The organism is Kitasatospora sp. NPDC057904, from assembly GCF_042887925.1.
Classification (GTDB): domain Bacteria; phylum Actinomycetota; class Actinomycetes; order Streptomycetales; family Streptomycetaceae; genus Kitasatospora.
Window position 1 is genome coordinate 450,273 of sequence record NZ_JBHVOL010000006.1, and the last position, 15,828, is coordinate 466,100.

Below are 15,828 nucleotides of genomic sequence, written 5' to 3' on the forward strand. Positions count from 1 at the left end.
GCCACGGCCATCCACGGTCAGGCGAGGTCTCCCGGCAGTTCTCCGGTGGCGGTGACCGCCCAAGCGGCCTCGATCATCCGGAAGATCTCGTCCACCACGGCCTCCGGGTCGGCGGCCTCGCGGGCCAGCGAAAAGGCGCCGATCACGAACCTCGCGATCGCCCGGCAGGCCGTCGCGGTCGGCGCCGGCCCGGGCTGCGGCCGGGACCGGGACTGGGCGGCGATGGCCGTTGCCAGCGAATCCGCATGACGCAGCCTCATCGACTCCTCGTACGCCCGCAGGGCGGGTGACTCGTCGATCATGCGCCAGATCGGGGCGGCGCCGTCCGCCGTGCAGTGCCGCACCATGGCGTGGATCTCGCGACGCAGCGCGGGGACGAGCGCCTCGTCGGGAGAGCGGTCGGTGACCGCCTTGGTGAGGCGCTGCTCGAAGTCCTCGTCCTGCTCGAACACCAGGGCCTCTTTCGAGGCGAAGTGGGAGAAGACCGTGGTGACGGCGACGTCGGCCTCGGCGGCGACCTCGCGGATGCCGACCGCGTCGTAGCCGCGGTCCAGGAAGAGCCGCAGGGCGGTGTCGGCGATCTTCTGACGGGTCGCGGCCTTCTTGCGCTCCCGGCGCCCGGTCTGCCCGGTCTGGGCAGTCGGCTCGGCTGGCTCGGTCATGTCGTGATGCTATCAGGCATGAAAATGAAACAGTTCCAAAAGCCTAACCGTTAGTGTTACGGTCGGCCGCATGAAGAACATGAAGAAGGTGAGCTTCGCCGAGTTCGGCGGCCCGGAGGTCCTGCACCTGGTGGACGCCGAGGAGCCCCACACGGGCCCCGGCCGGATACGCATCGCCGTGCGGGCGGCGGGCGTGAACCCCGTCGACTGGAGGATCCGCGAAGGTCAGGTCCTGGGGGCCCATCCGACCCGCCTGCCGTCCGGCGTCGGGCTGGACGCCGCCGGGGTGGTGGACGAGGTCGGCGAGGGCGTCGACGACGTCGAGGTCGGCGACCACGTGTTCGGCGAAGGGGTCGACACCTACGCCGAGTTCGCGGTCCTGTCCGCCTGGGCCCGGATGCCCGAAGGGCTGACGTTCGAGGAGGCGGCGGGCTACCCCTCCGTGGTCGAGACCGCGCTGCGCATCATCCGTGAGGTCGGCGTGCGGCCCGGGCAGACGCTGCTGGTCTGCGGCGCGTCCGGCGGAGTCGGATCGGCGGTGCTGCAGATCGCCCGCGACCGCGGCATCGCGGTCATCGGCACGGCCGGCGCCGCGAACCAGGACTACCTGCGCGGCCTGGGCGCCGCCGCCACGACGTACGGCCCGGGCTGGGTCGAGCGGGTGCGGCGGCTCGGCCGGGTCGACGCGGCCCTCGACCTGTCCGGCTCCGGCGTGATCCGCGAACTCGTCGAACTGACCGGGGACACGCGGAAGGTGGTCTCCATCGCCGACCTCACCGCACCCGGGCTCGGCGTCCGGTTCTCCGGCGTGGCCGGGAGCGTGCCCGACGCGCTCGCCGAGGCCGTCGACCTCATCTCACGGGGGCTGCTCCACATCCCGGTCGACAAGGCGTACACCCTCGCCGAGGCCGCCGCCGCGCACGCGGACAGCCGGGCCGGGCACACGCGCGGGCGCCGGGTCCTGGTCGTCCGAGGCGACTCGCGCGCTGTGTCCGTTCCCGCCGATTGAGTCGCTTGACTTCAAGTCGACTTCAGGTACGAGACTGCACGACATGCCGAAGAACACCGCAGTCATCAACGACCTGACCGACCCTCAGCACACCGACTCCCTCCCGCTGGCCGACACCGTGCTCGACGAGATCGCCGGCCGACTGGCCGGCGGGGCAACAGTGGTCGGCATCGGGGAGTCCACGCGCTTCTCCCGCGAGACCTTCGGGGTGCGGGACCAGCTGTTCCGTCGGCTCGTCCGGGACCACGGCTTCCGCGCGCTGGCCGTCCAGGACGACGCGGGCGCCGCCGCAGCCCTCGACGCGTACGTGAGCGGGGGAGAGGGCTCGGCCGCGTCCGCGCTGGCCGGGGCCTGGCGCCCGTGGCGCACCGCCGAGATGGTCGCCGCCCTGGAGTGGATCCGGGCGTTCAACCGGGACCGCGCGGACGATCCGGTCCGGATCTTCGGCGTGAAGCCGCTCCAGGCGGGGCCCGCCGACTACGACGCCGTCCTGGAGCACGTGCGGTTGGTGGCGCCGGAGCGGCTCGCGCAGGTGGCGGCTCACCTGGATCCCATCCGCACCGTCCACGAGATCGAGGAGCACGTGCAGCGGGCGCGCGGCGTCCACCCCGGCCGGCCGTTCGTCGAACACGCCCGTGACGCACTCGAGTTGGTCGATTCCACCCCCGGCGCCGACGACGCGGCCGCGAGGATGCGGCTGATCGTGGAGTACCACGAGCGCAGCGTCGCCGGGCGCGGCAACTACGCGGGCGAGGCCGAGGTGTGGGCCGAGGCCGTCGCCGAGGCCCAGGGCCGGACCGGTGCGCGCACCGTCTACTGGGACGGCATCGCGCACACCTCGGCGGGCGAGGCCGTGGTGGGCCTGGCGGCCGAGCGCGGCTCGCAGGCCGGCGTCGGCAGCCTGCTGCGCGAGCGCTACGGCCGGCGGTACGTCTCCGTGGCGATCGGCTTCCACCACGGGGACCTCGGCGTAGCCGTCGTGCCGGGCCCGGCCGCGGACTTCGTCGACGCGAGGCTCGGTGAGACGGGCCTGCCCGCGCGCTGGCTGGATCTGCGCGACGAGGACGTGCGCGGGCAGTGGGACGGACCGGCGAAGGCCCGCGTCGTCAGCGGTGTCTACACCCCGGAGCGCGACGCCGCCGAACACCTGGCCGTCGCCTCCCTGGCCGGGGCCTTCGACGTCCTCATCCACATCCGCGAGGTCTCCCCGGTGCACTGGCTGCCGTGAGCCCGGCCGGGACGGAGGGGGCCCTACCCGGCAGCCAGGATCCCGGCGACGGCGTCGATCACGGCGGGGTCGGTGAGGAAGTCGTTGTGCTTGAGGCACGACGTCTCGGTGTTGGTGGCGCCGTTCAGCGGGGTGCTCGCGTTGGGGAGGATCTGCTCGTCGCAGGGGGACCAGAAGGTCCAGTAGTGGACGCGGCCGGGTGTCTCGTCGTCCCGGTTCAGGTTGGTGACGACGTACGAGCCGGGCGTCATGTCGCGGCAGCCCTGGTCCCACGCGGCGCAGAGCCAGGCGAGGCCGGTGCCGTGGTTGGGACCGGCCAGGGAGATCCAGTGCGCGACCGTGCGTGCGCCGTCGCCGAACTCGACGTACCAGCGGCTCGGCAGGCTGCCCAGACTGTGCGCGACGATGTCGACCCTGGCCGCGCCGGTCTTCTGGAGCACCTGGTCGACGTAGGCGGAGAGCCGGCCGGCCAGGACCTCGTTCGTGGACTGAGAGGTGTCGTACGACCAGGCGAAGATCCGGTCGGCCGGGAAGCCCTTCGCCTCCAGGCCGGCGATCGTGGCCCGCCACACGCCCGGGTCCGCGTTGCGCCCGTGGACGAGGACGACCGGGGTCGCCGGGTCGGCGTGGGCCGACGGGGCGACCCCGGGTGCCGCGAGCAGGAGCACGGACACGGCGGCGGTGAGGGCGGTGGCGGCGCGGCGCATGGCGTGTCCTCCGGTGAACGTCGGCGGGGTGACACAACTCCAGTGCAGGCCAACGATGTTACGTCACAGTACGTCCGAGAGGAACGTCCTCAGCCGCGGGCTCTGCGGCGCGCCGAAGACCGCCTCGGGCGGGCCGGACTCGACCACGACGCCGCCGTCCATGAAGGCGACGCCGTCGGCGGCCTCGCGGGCGAAGCCCATCTCGTGCGTGACGACCACCATCGTCATGCCCGCGCGGCCGAGGTCCGCCATCAACGACAGGACGCCCTTGACCAGTTCCGGATCCAGCGCGGAGGTGGCCTCGTCGAAGAGCATGACCTGGGGATCCATCACCAGGGCGCGGGCGATGGCGACCCGCTGCTGCTGCCCGCCGGAGAGCCGGCCCGGGCGGGCGTCCGCCTTGTGGCGCAGCCCGACCAGGTCGAGCTGGCGGAGGGCGGCCTCGGTGGCGGCGTCGCGGGAGAGGCCCTTGAGCTTGCGCAGGGGGAGGGTCAGGTTGCGCAGGACGGTCATGTGCGGGAAGAGGTTGAACTGCTGGAACACCATGCCGACTTGGCGGCGCAGCCGGTCGGGGTCGCGGCGCAGCACGCTCTCGCCGTCCAGCAGGACGTCGCCGCGGTCGGGCTCGACCAGGCGGTTGACGGCGCGCAGCAGCGTCGACTTGCCGGAGCCGGACGGCCCGATCACGCAGAGGGTGTTCCCCCGGGGGACGTCCAGGTCGACGCCGCGCAGGACGGGGTTGCCGCCGAGGGACAGGTGGAGGTCGCGGGTGGCCAGGCTGACCGGGGAGAACGCGGGGGTGGGTCGCTCGTCAGGCACGGGTCGCTCCCTCGGGCGCGGTGGTCGACAGTGGCTCCCGCAGCGCTTCCCGGGCGGGTGCCCCGGCAGGTGTCTCGGCCGGCGCCGGTTCGGTGACCCGGCGGCCGTTCCGCAGACGGCGGTCGATCACGTTGACCAGGTGCGTCAGCGGCACGGTGAGCAGGAGGTAGAACAGCCCGGCGAGGACGAGCGCGGACTCGTTGCCCGTGGTGGCGGCGGCGTCCTGGCCGATCCGGAACAGGTCCCGCTGCCCGGCGGTGAGCCCGAGGAAGTAGATCAGGCTGGAGTCCTTGATGAGCGCGATGAGCTGGTTGACCCAGGCGGGCAGGACCCGCCTGATCCCGAGCGGGACGATGATCAGCCGCATCGCGGCGCTGTACCGGAAGCCGAGCGCGCGGGCGGCCTCCAGCTGGCCCGCCTCCACGCTCTGGATGCCCGAGCGGAAGATCTCGCCGAAGTAGGCGGCGGCGATCAGCGAGAGCGCGAGGATCCCCAGCGGGTACGGGTCGGGCCCCCAGATGCGAAGTCCCTGCGGGGCCAGCCCCACGCCGATCAGCAGGATGGTGACCGCGGCGGGGAGGCCGCGGAACACGTCGGTGTAGGCGCGGGCCGGCCACCGCAGCCAGCGGGTCCGGGAGATCCCGGCCACGGCCAGCAGCAGGCCGAGGACGGTGCCGATGACGGCCGAAGTCGCCGCGAGGATCAGCGTGTTGGGGACGCCGGTGGTGAGCAGGTCGGAGATCGCCTCGCGCATCGATCCCCAGTTGAAGAACGTCTCCGCCAGCGTGCCCAGCTGGTCCACGTCGATCTCCTGATTGGTGAGTAGGGCCGGATCGGCTGGGGGTCAGGGCGTCGCGGACGCGGTGGGGGCGGCCGGCGTCGACTGGCCCGCCGTCGCGCCACCGGACGCCGTCCCGCTGCCGGGGTGGAAGCCGTCCGGCACGGCGCGGCCCGGGTAGTACTGGTCCTGGAGGCGGTTCCAGGTGCCGTCCGCGATGACCTCGTCGAGGCCCTTGTCCAGGGCGGCGAGCAGCTGCGGCCGGTCCGGCGCGACGGCGAAGGCGGTCGGCGAGGGGCTGAGCTGCTTCTGGACGAGCACCACCTTGCCGCCGCTGTCGTTGGCGCTCTTCTCGCCGATCTCGGCGGGGGAGATCCAGGCCTCGGCGGTGCCGGTCTTCAGCTGGTTGAGCGCGCTGTTGTAGTCGGGGACGCGCACCGGGTTGAGGTTGCGCTTGGTGGCGTAGTCGTCCTGGACGGTCCCCTGCACGACGACGACCCGCTTGCCCGTCAGCTGGTCGAAGCTCGTGACGGACGAACCCGCGGGCACGTCGAGCCCGAAGTAGCCGAAGTCGTAGCCGTTCGTGAAGGCCACCGTCTTCTTGCGCGCCTCGGTGACGGTGATGGACGAACTGCCCACGTCGAACTTGTGGTTGGCGACCTGGGACAGCAGGGCCGAGAAGTCGGTCGAGGCGAACTGGACCTTCAGGCCGGCCTTGGCGGCGACGGCGGCGAAGAGGTCGTTGTCGAAGCCGGTGAACTTGCCGTCCTTGAGGTAGACGTTCGGCGGCGCGTCCGAGAGCGTGCCGACGTGGAGCGTCCCCGGCTCGGTGAGCTGGTACGGGTTGTCGGCGGACTTGGCGCCGGACGACGCGCTGCTGCTGCACGCGGTGAGGGGCACGAGGGAGACGAGGGCAGCGAGGGCGGCGACGAGGACCCGGCGCGGGCGCATGGTGGCTCCAGAAAGGCGGTGGCGGTGAAGGAGGCGACCGTCGGTGAGCGGTGCCGAGACGGCGGTCCCGGCCCGGTCGGGCCGGTCGCGGGCCTCACCGCGTCGGTCGAACGATTGACCTGATCAATATCCGCCATGATCGTTGCCGAGGTGTTGCGGCCGTATGAAAGCTCCCCGGGCCGCCCTCCGGGCACCCGTTGACGCCGTCGGCGCAGTCCGGCTAGCTTCCACGGCATGCAGCAGCGCTCCGTCGCCCTGACGACCCGCGGTCACATCGACCTCCTCCGGGTCTGTTCCGCTGCCTGTCGCTCCTGCTGAGAGCGCCCCGCCCGCCTGCCTCCACGGCCCGATCCGGCCGAGCCCATCGGCAGCCGTCGCGTGTAGTCGGCCCTCCCCGTCCGTGCACAGTCGAGGCGCGCTCCTGCCGTGCGCCGAACGACGACACCATCCCCGCTGCGCCCCCCCGAACCACTCCGGAGCATCCACCGTGAACGTTCACCTCCACTGGTTCCTGCCGACCGGCGGCGACGGCCGCGGCCTGGTCGACCGCCACGCCTACGCCAGCAACCTCGACGGTGCGGCGGCGAACGCCGTCCCCGGCCGGGCGGCCGCCGCCGTGCGCCGGCCCGACGTCGAGTACCTCGCGCAGATCGCCAAGGCCGCCGACCGGCTGGGCTTCGAGGCGGTGCTCACCCCGACCGGCACCTGGTGCGAGGACGCCTGGCTCACCACGGCCTTCCTCGCCCACGAGACCGAGCGCCTGAAGTTCCTCGTCGCCTTCCGCCCCGGCTTGATCTCACCCACCCTCGCCGCCCAGATGGCCGCCACCTACCAGCGGGCCACCCGCGGCCGGCTGTTGCTCAACGTCGTCACCGGCGGGGACGCCGACGAGCAGGCCCGTTTCGGCGACCACCTGGACCACGACGGCCGCTACGCCAGGACCGACGAGTTCCTCACCGTGGTGCGCGGCGCCTGGAGCGGGACGCCGTTCGACTTCGCGGGCGCCCACTACCGGGTGGCCGGCGCCCACGTGCCCGTGCCGCCGACGCCGGCCGTCCCGGTGTTCTTCGGCGGCTCCTCGCCCGCCGCGGGACCGGTCGCCGCCAGGCACGCCGACGTCTACCTGACGTGGGGCGAGCCGCCCGCGCAGGTCAAGGAGAAGATCGACTGGATCCGCGGACTCGCGGAGGCCGAGGGCCGGGAAATCCGCTTCGGCATCCGCCTGCACACCATCTCGCGCGACTCCTCCCGCCACGCCTGGCAGGAGGCCGAGCGGCTCCTGGACGACATCGGCGACGCCGAGGTCGCGCGGGCCCAACACCTGCTGGGCCGCAGCGAGTCGGTGGGCCAGCAGCGGATGCTGGCCCTCCACCGGGGCTCCCGTGCCGAGTTGGAGATCCACCCGAACCTGTGGGCCGGCGTCGGCCTGGTCCGGGGCGGCGCGGGCACCGCTCTCGTGGGCAGCCACGAACAGGTCGCCGACCGGATCGAGGAGTACCACGCCCTCGGCGTCGACCACTTCGTCCTCTCCGGGTACCCGCACCTGGAGGAGGCCTACTGGTTCGGTGAGGGCGTCCGCCCGGTGCTCCAGTCCCGCGGGCTGGTCGGACCCCTGCCCGGCCCGGTGTGACGCCGCTATCCCAGGACGGCCGCCGCCGCATCCTGCTCCTCTCCCGTATGTGCCGCGGGGAGAACGATCACGGGGGGGCATGAGTGCCCGCGCAGCCGGGGCGTCACAGCTCCCGGCGCATCAGGACGCACATCGTCTCGTGGCGGCGGACCGATCCGTCGGGCGCTTCCTCGTCCCAGGCGTCGGTCTCGCGCCCGTAAGCGACGTAGCCCAGGCGCTCGTACAGGGCGCGGGCCCGGGGATTGTCCTCCTCGACGCCGAGTTCGGCCCGGCGGAGGCCGCGGTCCCTGATGCGCTGTTCGGCGGCGCGGATCAGGAGCGTGCCCAGGCCGCGGGACTGGAGGGCGGGGAGCACCGCGAGCTGCCAGATCGTGCCGGCGCCCGCAGCGGCCCGGTAGTCGACGCCGCCGATGGCCACCGGGATGTCCACGGGTGTGCAGACGGCCAGGTAGTCGACGTCGCCCGCCGCCGCGCGCAGCAACTCCCGTTCCACGCTGCGGAGATGGAGGGCCGATCCGGACCAGGTGCACGCGGGCAGGTCCTCCGGGCGGAGGTCCCGCACGCTCACGGGCACGGCGATGGTCGACGCGGCGGCGGACAGGTCGCGGGGGAGCGGCTGGTGAGGACCCATGCGCGGAACCGTACTCCCGTCGATCCGCCGTCCGCAGGCCGGTTTCCCTTGACCTCAAGCCCACTTGAAGGGCGAGGGTGGTCGGCATGAGTGACGAAACGAGTACCGAGAACCCCGATATCAAAGCCATCGCCGACGTCGTCGCCACCGTCGAGCGCACCCAGCGGGCCAAGGACGTGGACGGTTTCCTGGCCCTCTTCCACCCCGACGCCCTGTGGACCACCGCGCACGGCAGGGTCCTGCTCGGGCGCGAGGCGATCGCCGGGTTCACCCGCGCCGTGCTGCCCGCCGACGACTGGGACGGGCAGGTGACGTACGAGGTGGCGCACGTGCGGTTCCTGCGCCCGGACGTCGCCGCCGTCAAGGTGCGCCAGGTTTACCGGTCGGCCGACGGCGATTCCGAGGGCAGCCCGCTCTACGTCATGACGCGCGGCACCGACGGACGGTGGCTCCTGCACGCCTGCCAGAACACCGCGGTTCACGCGGGGTAGGCGGCCGGGCGCGCCCCGGCCCCGCACGGGGGTCGGAGCCAGGGCGCGCCCGCTCGGTACGGAGGCTTCCTGCGGAGGTCACCGCGGCGGGTGCCACACATGGGTGGGCAGGGCGTCGGCCAGAGTGTTGAAGAAGCGCTGGTCGCGCCAGGCGTCCCGGTTGCCGATGACGAACAGGCGGCGGCGAGCGCGGCTGACCGCGACGTTGAGGAGATTGGGCCGGGAGGCGGCCCAGCCGCGTGCCCCGGGGTGCCGGGGGTCGGTGCCGAGCACCAGGATGACGACGTCCGACTCCTTGCCCTGCGTCGTGTGGACGGTGCCGACGCGCGTACGGTCCAACAGGCCGCGGGTGACGCGTTGCGCGCCGGCGACGACGTCGCGGAACGGGCTGATGACGAAGATGTCGTCGGCGGAGACCCCGCGGTCGAGCAGCTTCTCGACGATCTGCCGCAGGGCCCGCCCTTCCTCCGGGATCCAGTGGCCCTCGGCCTGCGGGGAGGCGACGTCGACCCACGAGCTGCCCGCGTACGGGAACGCCCCGCGATCAGGGGTGCCGTGGACCATCAGGCCGTCGTAGGCGATGGCATTGCTGACCGCGAACATCGGGTCGTCGCAACGGCGGTGGACGCGGAGCGGCGCGCCGACCCACACCTCGGTGGAGCCGTCCGGGAGTTCGGCGGGCAGCGTCGTGCCGTACCGGTTGGCGCGGTCGGCGACCCGCTGGACGGACGTGCGGCTCGGCGCCCACTCCTCGTCCACGCCGAAGTCGCGGCGCAGCGCCTGCTGGGCCGTCCAGGGCAGGACGACGACGGGCTCCAACTGGAGCGGGTCGCCCACGACCACGCTCCGCCGCGCCCGCCAGAGTCCTCCGACCGCCATCTGCGGGGTGGCCTGCCCGGCCTCGTCGATGAAGAGCCAGCCGAGGGACTCGCGGCCGAGGCCGGAGAAGACCCGGTCGAGCGAGGCGAACGTGGTCGACACCAGGGGAACGACCAGGAAGAGGCTCTGCCACGCGGCGCGGCGGGCCTCCTCGGGCACGGTCTTCGGAGCGGCTCCGGAGACCACGTCCATGGCGGCCCTGAGGTTGGCCCGCATCGTCTTCGCGGTGCACCGGAGGAAGGCCTTGTGGACCTCCATCGCCGCGAAGAACACCTCGGTCCTCGCGGCCGTGATCTCCTCGTCGGCCCACGGGGACGAGAGCTCGCGGCGCTCGGACTCGGCCAACAGCTCGGGGGAGGGCACACGATCGCCCCAGCGCGCGCGGGCCGTCGCGAGAGTGGCATCGAGGCGCTCGGCCCGCTCGACGGCGTCGGCATGCTCGGCGCGGTGGTGGTGCAGCGCGGTGTCGGCCAGGTGTGCGGCCGATCCCGCCCGCTGTTCGGCATCCCTGGCCCCGTCGGCGGCGAGGCGGGCGGCCTGCTCGCGCTCGGCGAGCGGCGCGTCGCCCGCGTGCCAGTCGCGAGCCGCCCGGCCGGCGGTGAAGAGGCTGACGGTGAACCCGGGGCGCCGCTCGAAGTGCGCCTGCCGCTCGCGCTCGCAGTCCTCCAGCCGACGCTGCGCCTCGGCGGCCGCCCGGGCGGCTCCGGCAAGGTCCTCTTGACGGTGTCGCAGGTCCTCGGCCGTGGTCCGGACGGCGCGGGCGGCGGCCTCGGCCGCGGCCCGCGCGGCGGGCAGACCGGACAGGGCCTCGGCGGCCTCCGCACGCTCGGCGCCGAGCCGTTCGACGGTGGCCAGCGCGCTGCGGAACCGGTCGACGGCCGCGCGCCACACGCCGCTCTGCGGGGAGGCGGCGTACTCGGCCATCAGGTGCTGCAGGCCGCGCCCGGTGTCGATCCAGCCGTCACGCCGTGTGGTCCGGCCGGCGGACGGGCGGGCGTCGGCCCGCGGGCCACTGCCGTTGCCGTTGCCGTTGTCGGGTCGGGCGTCGGACGCCTTCTCCTGGCCCCACCAGAAGCGGGAGACGAACTCGCCGCGGTTCCTCTTGCTGCCCAGTCTCGCCGCGATGGCACCCCAGGCGGGCTCGCCCTTGAGCAGGCGGGTGGCCTGCTCGGCGAAGTAGTCGGCCTGGGCGTGCCAGTCCTCGTGGACGGCCCCCAGCGAGGGGATCTCGGTGGAGATGTTCTCGACGGCGCCGTTGTTGGCGGAGGCGACGACCATCTCGAATCCCGTGAGCTCCGGACGCAGCTCCCTGACGGTGCGGGAGTACTCCCCGGACTTCCACTGGTGCGTCGTGTCGCTGAAGGCGGCCGACGGCAGCCGGAGCCGCGCCAGCCGCGTCGCGCGCTCCACGACGAGGTGGGCGACGATGTCGCGCAGCATCGTCGTCTTGCCGGTGCCGGGTGGGCCGTTCACGGCGAAGACGCCGGCGGAGTCGGTGAGTTCGCCCCCGACGAGGTTGACGGCGAACTGCTGGCTGAGCGCCAGCGGGTACTTCGTACTGGCCGGCCACCGGCCGGGCGGGGCCGCGGCGGGACGCACCCGGAGGAGCGCCTGCTCCGGCTGGTGGCGGAGGTCGATCCGGTGCTCGGGGCGGAAGGCCGCGGCGGGCGCGAGGTAGGTCCCCAGGGCCTGGCCGGGATCGTTCAGCGCCAGGTCGCGGGTGACGCGGTCGAGGTCGGCGGCGATGAAGCTGTTGAGGAAGTCCTGCTGGTCCACGTCGTCGGCGCGGTCGGACCGGACCTGCACGCTCCTGACCCGGACGGCGAACGGCGCCAGGTCCTTCGCCACGGACCAGTCGTCGGCGAGGTCGGAGGCGAAGCCGAGCAGGTCCGCCGCCGTGATGTGACGGGTGCCGACCGGGCTCTCCGACCCGTCCGCGCCGTCGTCCGGTCCATCGGTTCCCTCTGCGAGGAGGGCCCGCGCTGCGGTGAGCGCCTCCGCGGCCAGACCGCCTTCCGCCGCGAGCACCGGTACCGGGTCCTCGCCGAGTTCACCGGCCCGTGCGTGCCAGGACTGGGCCTCCCCGTCGAAACCGTCCAGCCAGCCCGGCCGTCCGGGCCCCGGGCGGCGGGCGCGTCCGGTCGCCCAGGCACAGGTGGAGAAGATCGGGGAGTCGAGGAGCAGCCGGCCCTCGTCGTTGACGGTCAGGGCGAACAGCGCGCTCTCGCCGGCCATGCGCCCGTCGTGGTCCTCGTCGTCCTCGCCGAAGACCTCCAGGAGGGCGTCCCGCACCGCGCTCAACGGGAAGACCCCGCCGTAGACGACGTGCTGCCACGTGAAGCCCGGTTCCAGCGGCAACCGGCGCAGCGGATGGCCGTCCTGCCAGGGCAGCGGCCGATCCGGTGAGACCTCGTACACCCGCTCGCGAAGGGACGCGGCCGGTACCTTCTGCGGGCTGAAGAGCTCCACCGCCCGCCAGTACCCGACCACCGCCGCCCTACGCCGACGCTCCGCCGTCATGGCATTCCCCCCGCAGCTCCTGGTTGCTCACCTGCTCATCGGCGACGATCAGCCTACGGAATGCCGGGGCACCGCGGGACACCTCGGGGTACGGCGGCAGTCCGCCCGTCGGCCCGGCGGTGACGAACGACGGCCGGCGGCCCGCACTATCGTGCCGACGTGACCGACACCGCGCAGCGTCCGCTGCTGTTCCTCGACGTCGACGGCCCGTCGTTACACCGGGATCGGCGGGAGGCCCGTGAGCGTCCGAGGGGCCTCATCGCGGGCGCGGAAGCCGAAGCTGATGAGCGTGATGGCCTCCCCGGCGCTGAGGGGGGTCCGGCCGTGCGGCGTGAGTGCGCCGTCGAACACGACGCAGTCGCCTGCGGCGAGCTCGCATTCGAGGTAGCCGTCGGCGTTGATGAACACGGTGGTGCTGACCCGGGACGCGCCGGTGGGACGATCGTGCTTGAGGCAGAGGAGCAGGTTGGCCTCGCCGAAGCCGAACTCGTCCAGGTGGAAGTCGAGGTGCTGTCCTTCCTCATAGGCGATGTAGACACCGGTGTGCGGCGGCTCGACGTCCAGGCCGGTGGACCGCGCGACGACTGTGGCGAGATCGACCTGTTCGGCGAAGTGGTTGGCGGCGTCACCGACGGCGGCATTCCACTTGCCGTTGTGGAGGTATCCGTTGGCGGCGACGGCCTTCTCGGCCTCCTCCGCCATCGCGGCGAGCAGCACCGACGGGAACGACTGGTCGCGCTGGTGGCTCAGGTGGCGCGGGTGTACCCGTTGGTGTGTGGTGAGCCCGGCCACGGCGTTCCGGAGCGCCGGGAGATCGAGTGCCCACTGGGACGACGTTCGTGCCGTGGTCCGGGACTGGAGCCAGGCGGTCCACTGGCGGCTCCATTGGCCGGGTGCGGCGGGACCGGCCGCCGCTGCGCCGGTCTGGCTGATCAGCAGCTCGACCCGGTCGAGTGCGGCCTGTGTGGACTCGACCAACTCGGTATCCCCTTTGGCGATCCGCAGCCGCAGCGCTTCTTGCAGGTGGCCCTGCGCGCCCGCGAGGTCTCCGCGCTCCATCAGGTGCTTGCCGGTGTGCTGGAGCGCGTAGTCGAGGAGTTCCGGGTGCTGGCCTCGGGCGGTGTTCAGGGCACTGCGGTAGAGCGCGTCCGCGCTCTGTGCGTCCCCGGCGTAGCGGTGCGCGTCGCCGAGGTTGAGCCCGGTGGCGACGACGGCCCTGCTGTTGCCGATCGTCGCGGCGATGTCGAGCGACTGCCGGAGGAACGTGCGGGCCTCGTCGTGGTTGCCCAGGCACATCTGAGCGATGCCGATCCATCTGGTCAGTACCCGGGTACGGGCGGGGTCGGTCCCCTCGGACAAGGACCGCAGTTCCTCGTGGAGTTGGCCGACAGCGGCGGTCAGCTCGTTCCGGTCGGTGGGGACCATCCGCAGGCTGTCGTCATGGGTGATGAGGTGATCCAGCACGTGACCTCCGTCGTTCGGGTGTGCTCAGCGTGGCACTACAGGTGGTCGGTCTGGTGGCGCAGGTCGGCCAGCAGCTCCCGCCCGTGCAGGGTGAAGTGCGCGGTGAGCAGTTCGAGTTCGCGCATGAGGTAGCGCACGGCCGGCAGTCCCTCGTCGTAGGCGCTCTGGAAGTTCGCGCGCTCGGCGCGAGTGAGGTCGTCGCGGCGCAGTTCGGTCTGGCGGAACCGGAGCAGCTGGTTGTAGACGCAGGTCGCGTGGAAGGCCCGGTCGATCTCCCAGTACTGGTTGCGGTCCTCTCCCTGACCGGCCCGCCACCTGATCTCGATCTTGGGAGAGGTCTTGGACGAGTAGCCGTCGGCGAAGACCTGGTGCTGGAGGACGTGGAAGCTGATCGACTGGTGGGTGCCCTCATGTAGCAGGTTCTCCGCCAGGTAGAGGTGGGAGGGCTGCTCGCTGACGGTGTTCGGCGGGATGTGGCGCGCCGCCTTGTCCGAGAACACGATGACGTACGGGAGCGCGGGGTCGCTGGAGCTCGTCAGTGAGGAGACTCGGGCACCGGGCTTGAGACCCACCCACAGCAGGCCCCGGACGAACTCGCGTACGCGGTCGAAACCTTCGGGGTGGACCAGCGAGAGGCGGTCCAGCGCTTGGACGAGGACCGTGCGGCGCTCGTCGGTGTGTTCGGCGATCCGGTAGTCCGCCAAGTTGATCTCGTTGGCGATCTCGGCGGGGAGTTCGGCGTGGAACCAGTCGAATGTAGCCCCGGCCACGGTGACGGGTTCGCTGCGCAGCGATCGGGCGTGCTCGGCATAGGGGGTGCCAGTTTTCACCAGGCGCTCCATCAGGGCGAACGGCAGCGCCGTCTCCGCACCCTCCTCGCGGAGCCGGATCAGGTCCGGGTCCTTGCGGTCGAGGTCGAAGAAGGAGCCGGCGTGGACGCGGTCAGCGATGGCGGACTTCAATGTGGACTCTCCTTGATCGGAGGTGTGTGCGGCCGAGAGCGGCGGGTCGGCGGGGGTGAGTACCCGTCGCCGACCCGCCTGTGCAGTCAACTAGGACTTGTCCGGTCGATCATGTGACTATCGCCCGGCTTGGTCGTTGTTCGGGGCATGGGGCGGGGTGATCTGACGGATGCCGAGTGGGAACGGCTGCGGCCGTTCCTGCCGGTCAGCAACAGGCGTTGTGGCCGGTGGCGGGACCACCGGCAGGTGATCGACGGGATCCTGCACCGGGTGCGGACCGGTGTGCACTGGCGCGACCTGCCCGAGCGGTTCGGGCCGTGGAAGACGGTCTACGAACGCCATCGGCTCTGGTCGGCCGACGGGACGTGGGAGCGTCTGCTCCAGCAAATCCAGGCGGAAGCGGATGCTGCCGGGGACATCGACTGGGACATCTCCGTCGATTCCACCGTCGTCCGGGCCCACCAGCACGCGGCCGGCGCCCGCACCGGTCCGCCACCAGCCCTTGGATCAAAGGGGGCTGGGCCGGGAGAACACCAGGACGAGACGCCGTGGCAGAGCCTCGTCGCCCGCCTGGCGGAGGTGGTGAGGGAGGCGAGGGCCTCGGCCGCTCGCGCGGCGGCTTCACCACCAAGGTCCACCTGAGCGCGGACGGCCGCTGCCGCCCGCTGTCCCTCGTCATCACACCGGGACAGCGGGCGGACTGCACGCAGTTCGAGCCCGTACTGGAGAAGATCCGGGTCCCGCGGATCGGACCGGGCAGGCCCCGCAGGAAGCCCGACAGCCTGGCCGCCGACAAGGCCTACAGCAACGGGCCGTGCCGCGACTACCTGCGCCGGCGCGGCATCCGGCACACGATCCCGGAGAAGACCGACAGCCGGGCCGCCCGCCTGCACAAGGGTTCACGCGGAGGGCGGCCGCCGGGCTTCGACCAGGAGCGGTACAGGAAGCGGAACACCGTCGAACGGGCCATCAACAAGCTCAAGCACGCCAGAGCGGTCGCCACCAGATACGACAAACGCGGCTACGTCTACCTCGGCACCGTCACCGCAGCCGCCCTCGCCATCTGGCTCCGCACATGATCGACCGGACGGAACCTA

13 protein-coding genes and 1 pseudogene are annotated in these 15,828 nt (G+C 72.4%); 5 read left to right on the plus strand and 9 right to left on the minus strand.

Annotated features, from left to right (window positions below; genetic code table 11):
- Positions 1 to 17: 17 nt before the first annotated feature.
- Complete coding sequence (locus ACFVSN_RS18885) at positions 18 to 662, minus strand: TetR/AcrR family transcriptional regulator (protein WP_387956204.1); 645 nt, start codon at positions 660 to 662, stop codon at positions 18 to 20.
- A 79-nt stretch (positions 663 to 741) separates the two neighbouring features.
- On the opposite strand from ACFVSN_RS18885, the gene ACFVSN_RS18890 reads away from it, so the two are divergent.
- Together ACFVSN_RS18890 and ACFVSN_RS18895 are read left to right on the plus strand one after the other, a co-directional pair.
- Positions 742 to 1,671 carry an NADP-dependent oxidoreductase gene (locus ACFVSN_RS18890; RefSeq protein WP_387956232.1) on the plus strand — a complete coding sequence of 310 codons (930 nt, stop codon included), beginning with the start codon at positions 742 to 744 and terminating at the stop codon, positions 1,669 to 1,671.
- Between the two features lie 43 nt (positions 1,672 to 1,714).
- Positions 1,715 to 2,899 (plus strand): erythromycin esterase family protein, encoded by a 1,185-nt coding sequence (locus ACFVSN_RS18895; RefSeq protein WP_387956205.1) that lies wholly within the window; start codon positions 1,715 to 1,717, stop codon positions 2,897 to 2,899.
- Between the two features lie 23 nt (positions 2,900 to 2,922).
- Here the strand turns inward: ACFVSN_RS18895 and ACFVSN_RS18900 are convergent, their stop codons facing one another.
- The 4 genes from ACFVSN_RS18900 to ACFVSN_RS18915 form a co-directional block, all read right to left on the minus strand.
- Positions 2,923 to 3,606 (minus strand): esterase/lipase family protein, encoded by a 684-nt coding sequence (locus tag ACFVSN_RS18900; RefSeq protein WP_387956206.1) that lies wholly within the window; start codon positions 3,604 to 3,606, stop codon positions 2,923 to 2,925.
- Positions 3,607 to 3,669: 63 nt separating this feature from the next.
- The gene (locus ACFVSN_RS18905; protein ID WP_387956207.1) at positions 3,670 to 4,425 is read right to left on the minus strand and encodes an amino acid ABC transporter ATP-binding protein; all 756 of its coding nucleotides are present in this window, start codon (positions 4,423 to 4,425) and stop codon (positions 3,670 to 3,672) included.
- Positions 4,418 to 5,227 carry an amino acid ABC transporter permease gene (locus ACFVSN_RS18910; protein WP_387956208.1) on the minus strand — a complete coding sequence of 270 codons (810 nt, stop codon included), beginning with the start codon at positions 5,225 to 5,227 and terminating at the stop codon, positions 4,418 to 4,420. The genes ACFVSN_RS18905 and ACFVSN_RS18910 overlap by 8 nt, the downstream gene beginning before the upstream one ends.
- Positions 5,228 to 5,269: 42 nt before the next feature.
- Positions 5,270 to 6,154 (minus strand): ABC transporter substrate-binding protein, encoded by an 885-nt coding sequence (locus ACFVSN_RS18915; RefSeq protein ID WP_387956209.1) that lies wholly within the window; start codon positions 6,152 to 6,154, stop codon positions 5,270 to 5,272.
- Positions 6,155 to 6,641: 487 nt separating this feature from the next.
- Here ACFVSN_RS18915 and ACFVSN_RS18920 point away from each other — a divergent pair, with 487 nt between their 5' ends.
- A complete protein-coding gene (locus ACFVSN_RS18920) occupies positions 6,642 to 7,784 on the plus strand; it encodes an LLM class flavin-dependent oxidoreductase (protein WP_387956210.1) in 1,143 nt (380 codons plus the stop codon).
- A 103-nt stretch (positions 7,785 to 7,887) separates the two neighbouring features.
- Here the strand turns inward: ACFVSN_RS18920 and ACFVSN_RS18925 are convergent, their stop codons facing one another.
- The gene (locus ACFVSN_RS18925; protein WP_387956211.1) at positions 7,888 to 8,415 is read right to left on the minus strand and encodes a GNAT family N-acetyltransferase; all 528 of its coding nucleotides are present in this window, start codon (positions 8,413 to 8,415) and stop codon (positions 7,888 to 7,890) included.
- 86 nt (positions 8,416 to 8,501) lie between these two features.
- On the opposite strand from ACFVSN_RS18925, the gene ACFVSN_RS18930 reads away from it, so the two are divergent.
- A complete protein-coding gene (locus ACFVSN_RS18930; RefSeq protein WP_387956212.1) occupies positions 8,502 to 8,906 on the plus strand; it encodes an SgcJ/EcaC family oxidoreductase in 405 nt (134 codons plus the stop codon).
- 78 nt (positions 8,907 to 8,984) lie between these two features.
- On the opposite strand, the gene ACFVSN_RS18935 is transcribed toward ACFVSN_RS18930, so the two are convergent.
- The 3 genes from ACFVSN_RS18935 to ACFVSN_RS18945 all read right to left on the minus strand — a co-directional run bounded on the left by ACFVSN_RS18935 (position 8,985) and on the right by ACFVSN_RS18945 (position 14,731).
- Complete coding sequence (locus ACFVSN_RS18935; protein WP_387956213.1) at positions 8,985 to 12,305, minus strand: DEAD/DEAH box helicase; 3,321 nt, start codon at positions 12,303 to 12,305, stop codon at positions 8,985 to 8,987.
- 213 nt (positions 12,306 to 12,518) lie between these two features.
- Complete coding sequence (locus ACFVSN_RS18940; protein ID WP_387956214.1) at positions 12,519 to 13,769, minus strand: tetratricopeptide repeat protein; 1,251 nt, start codon at positions 13,767 to 13,769, stop codon at positions 12,519 to 12,521.
- Positions 13,770 to 13,804: 35 nt separating this feature from the next.
- A complete protein-coding gene (locus ACFVSN_RS18945) occupies positions 13,805 to 14,731 on the minus strand; it encodes a hypothetical protein (RefSeq protein WP_387956215.1) in 927 nt (308 codons plus the stop codon).
- A gap of 147 nt (positions 14,732 to 14,878) precedes the next feature.
- Between ACFVSN_RS18945 and ACFVSN_RS18950 the strand changes: the two are divergent.
- A pseudogene (locus ACFVSN_RS18950) lies at positions 14,879 to 15,810 on the plus strand (IS5 family transposase).
- The last annotated feature ends 18 nt before the right edge of the window (positions 15,811 to 15,828 follow it).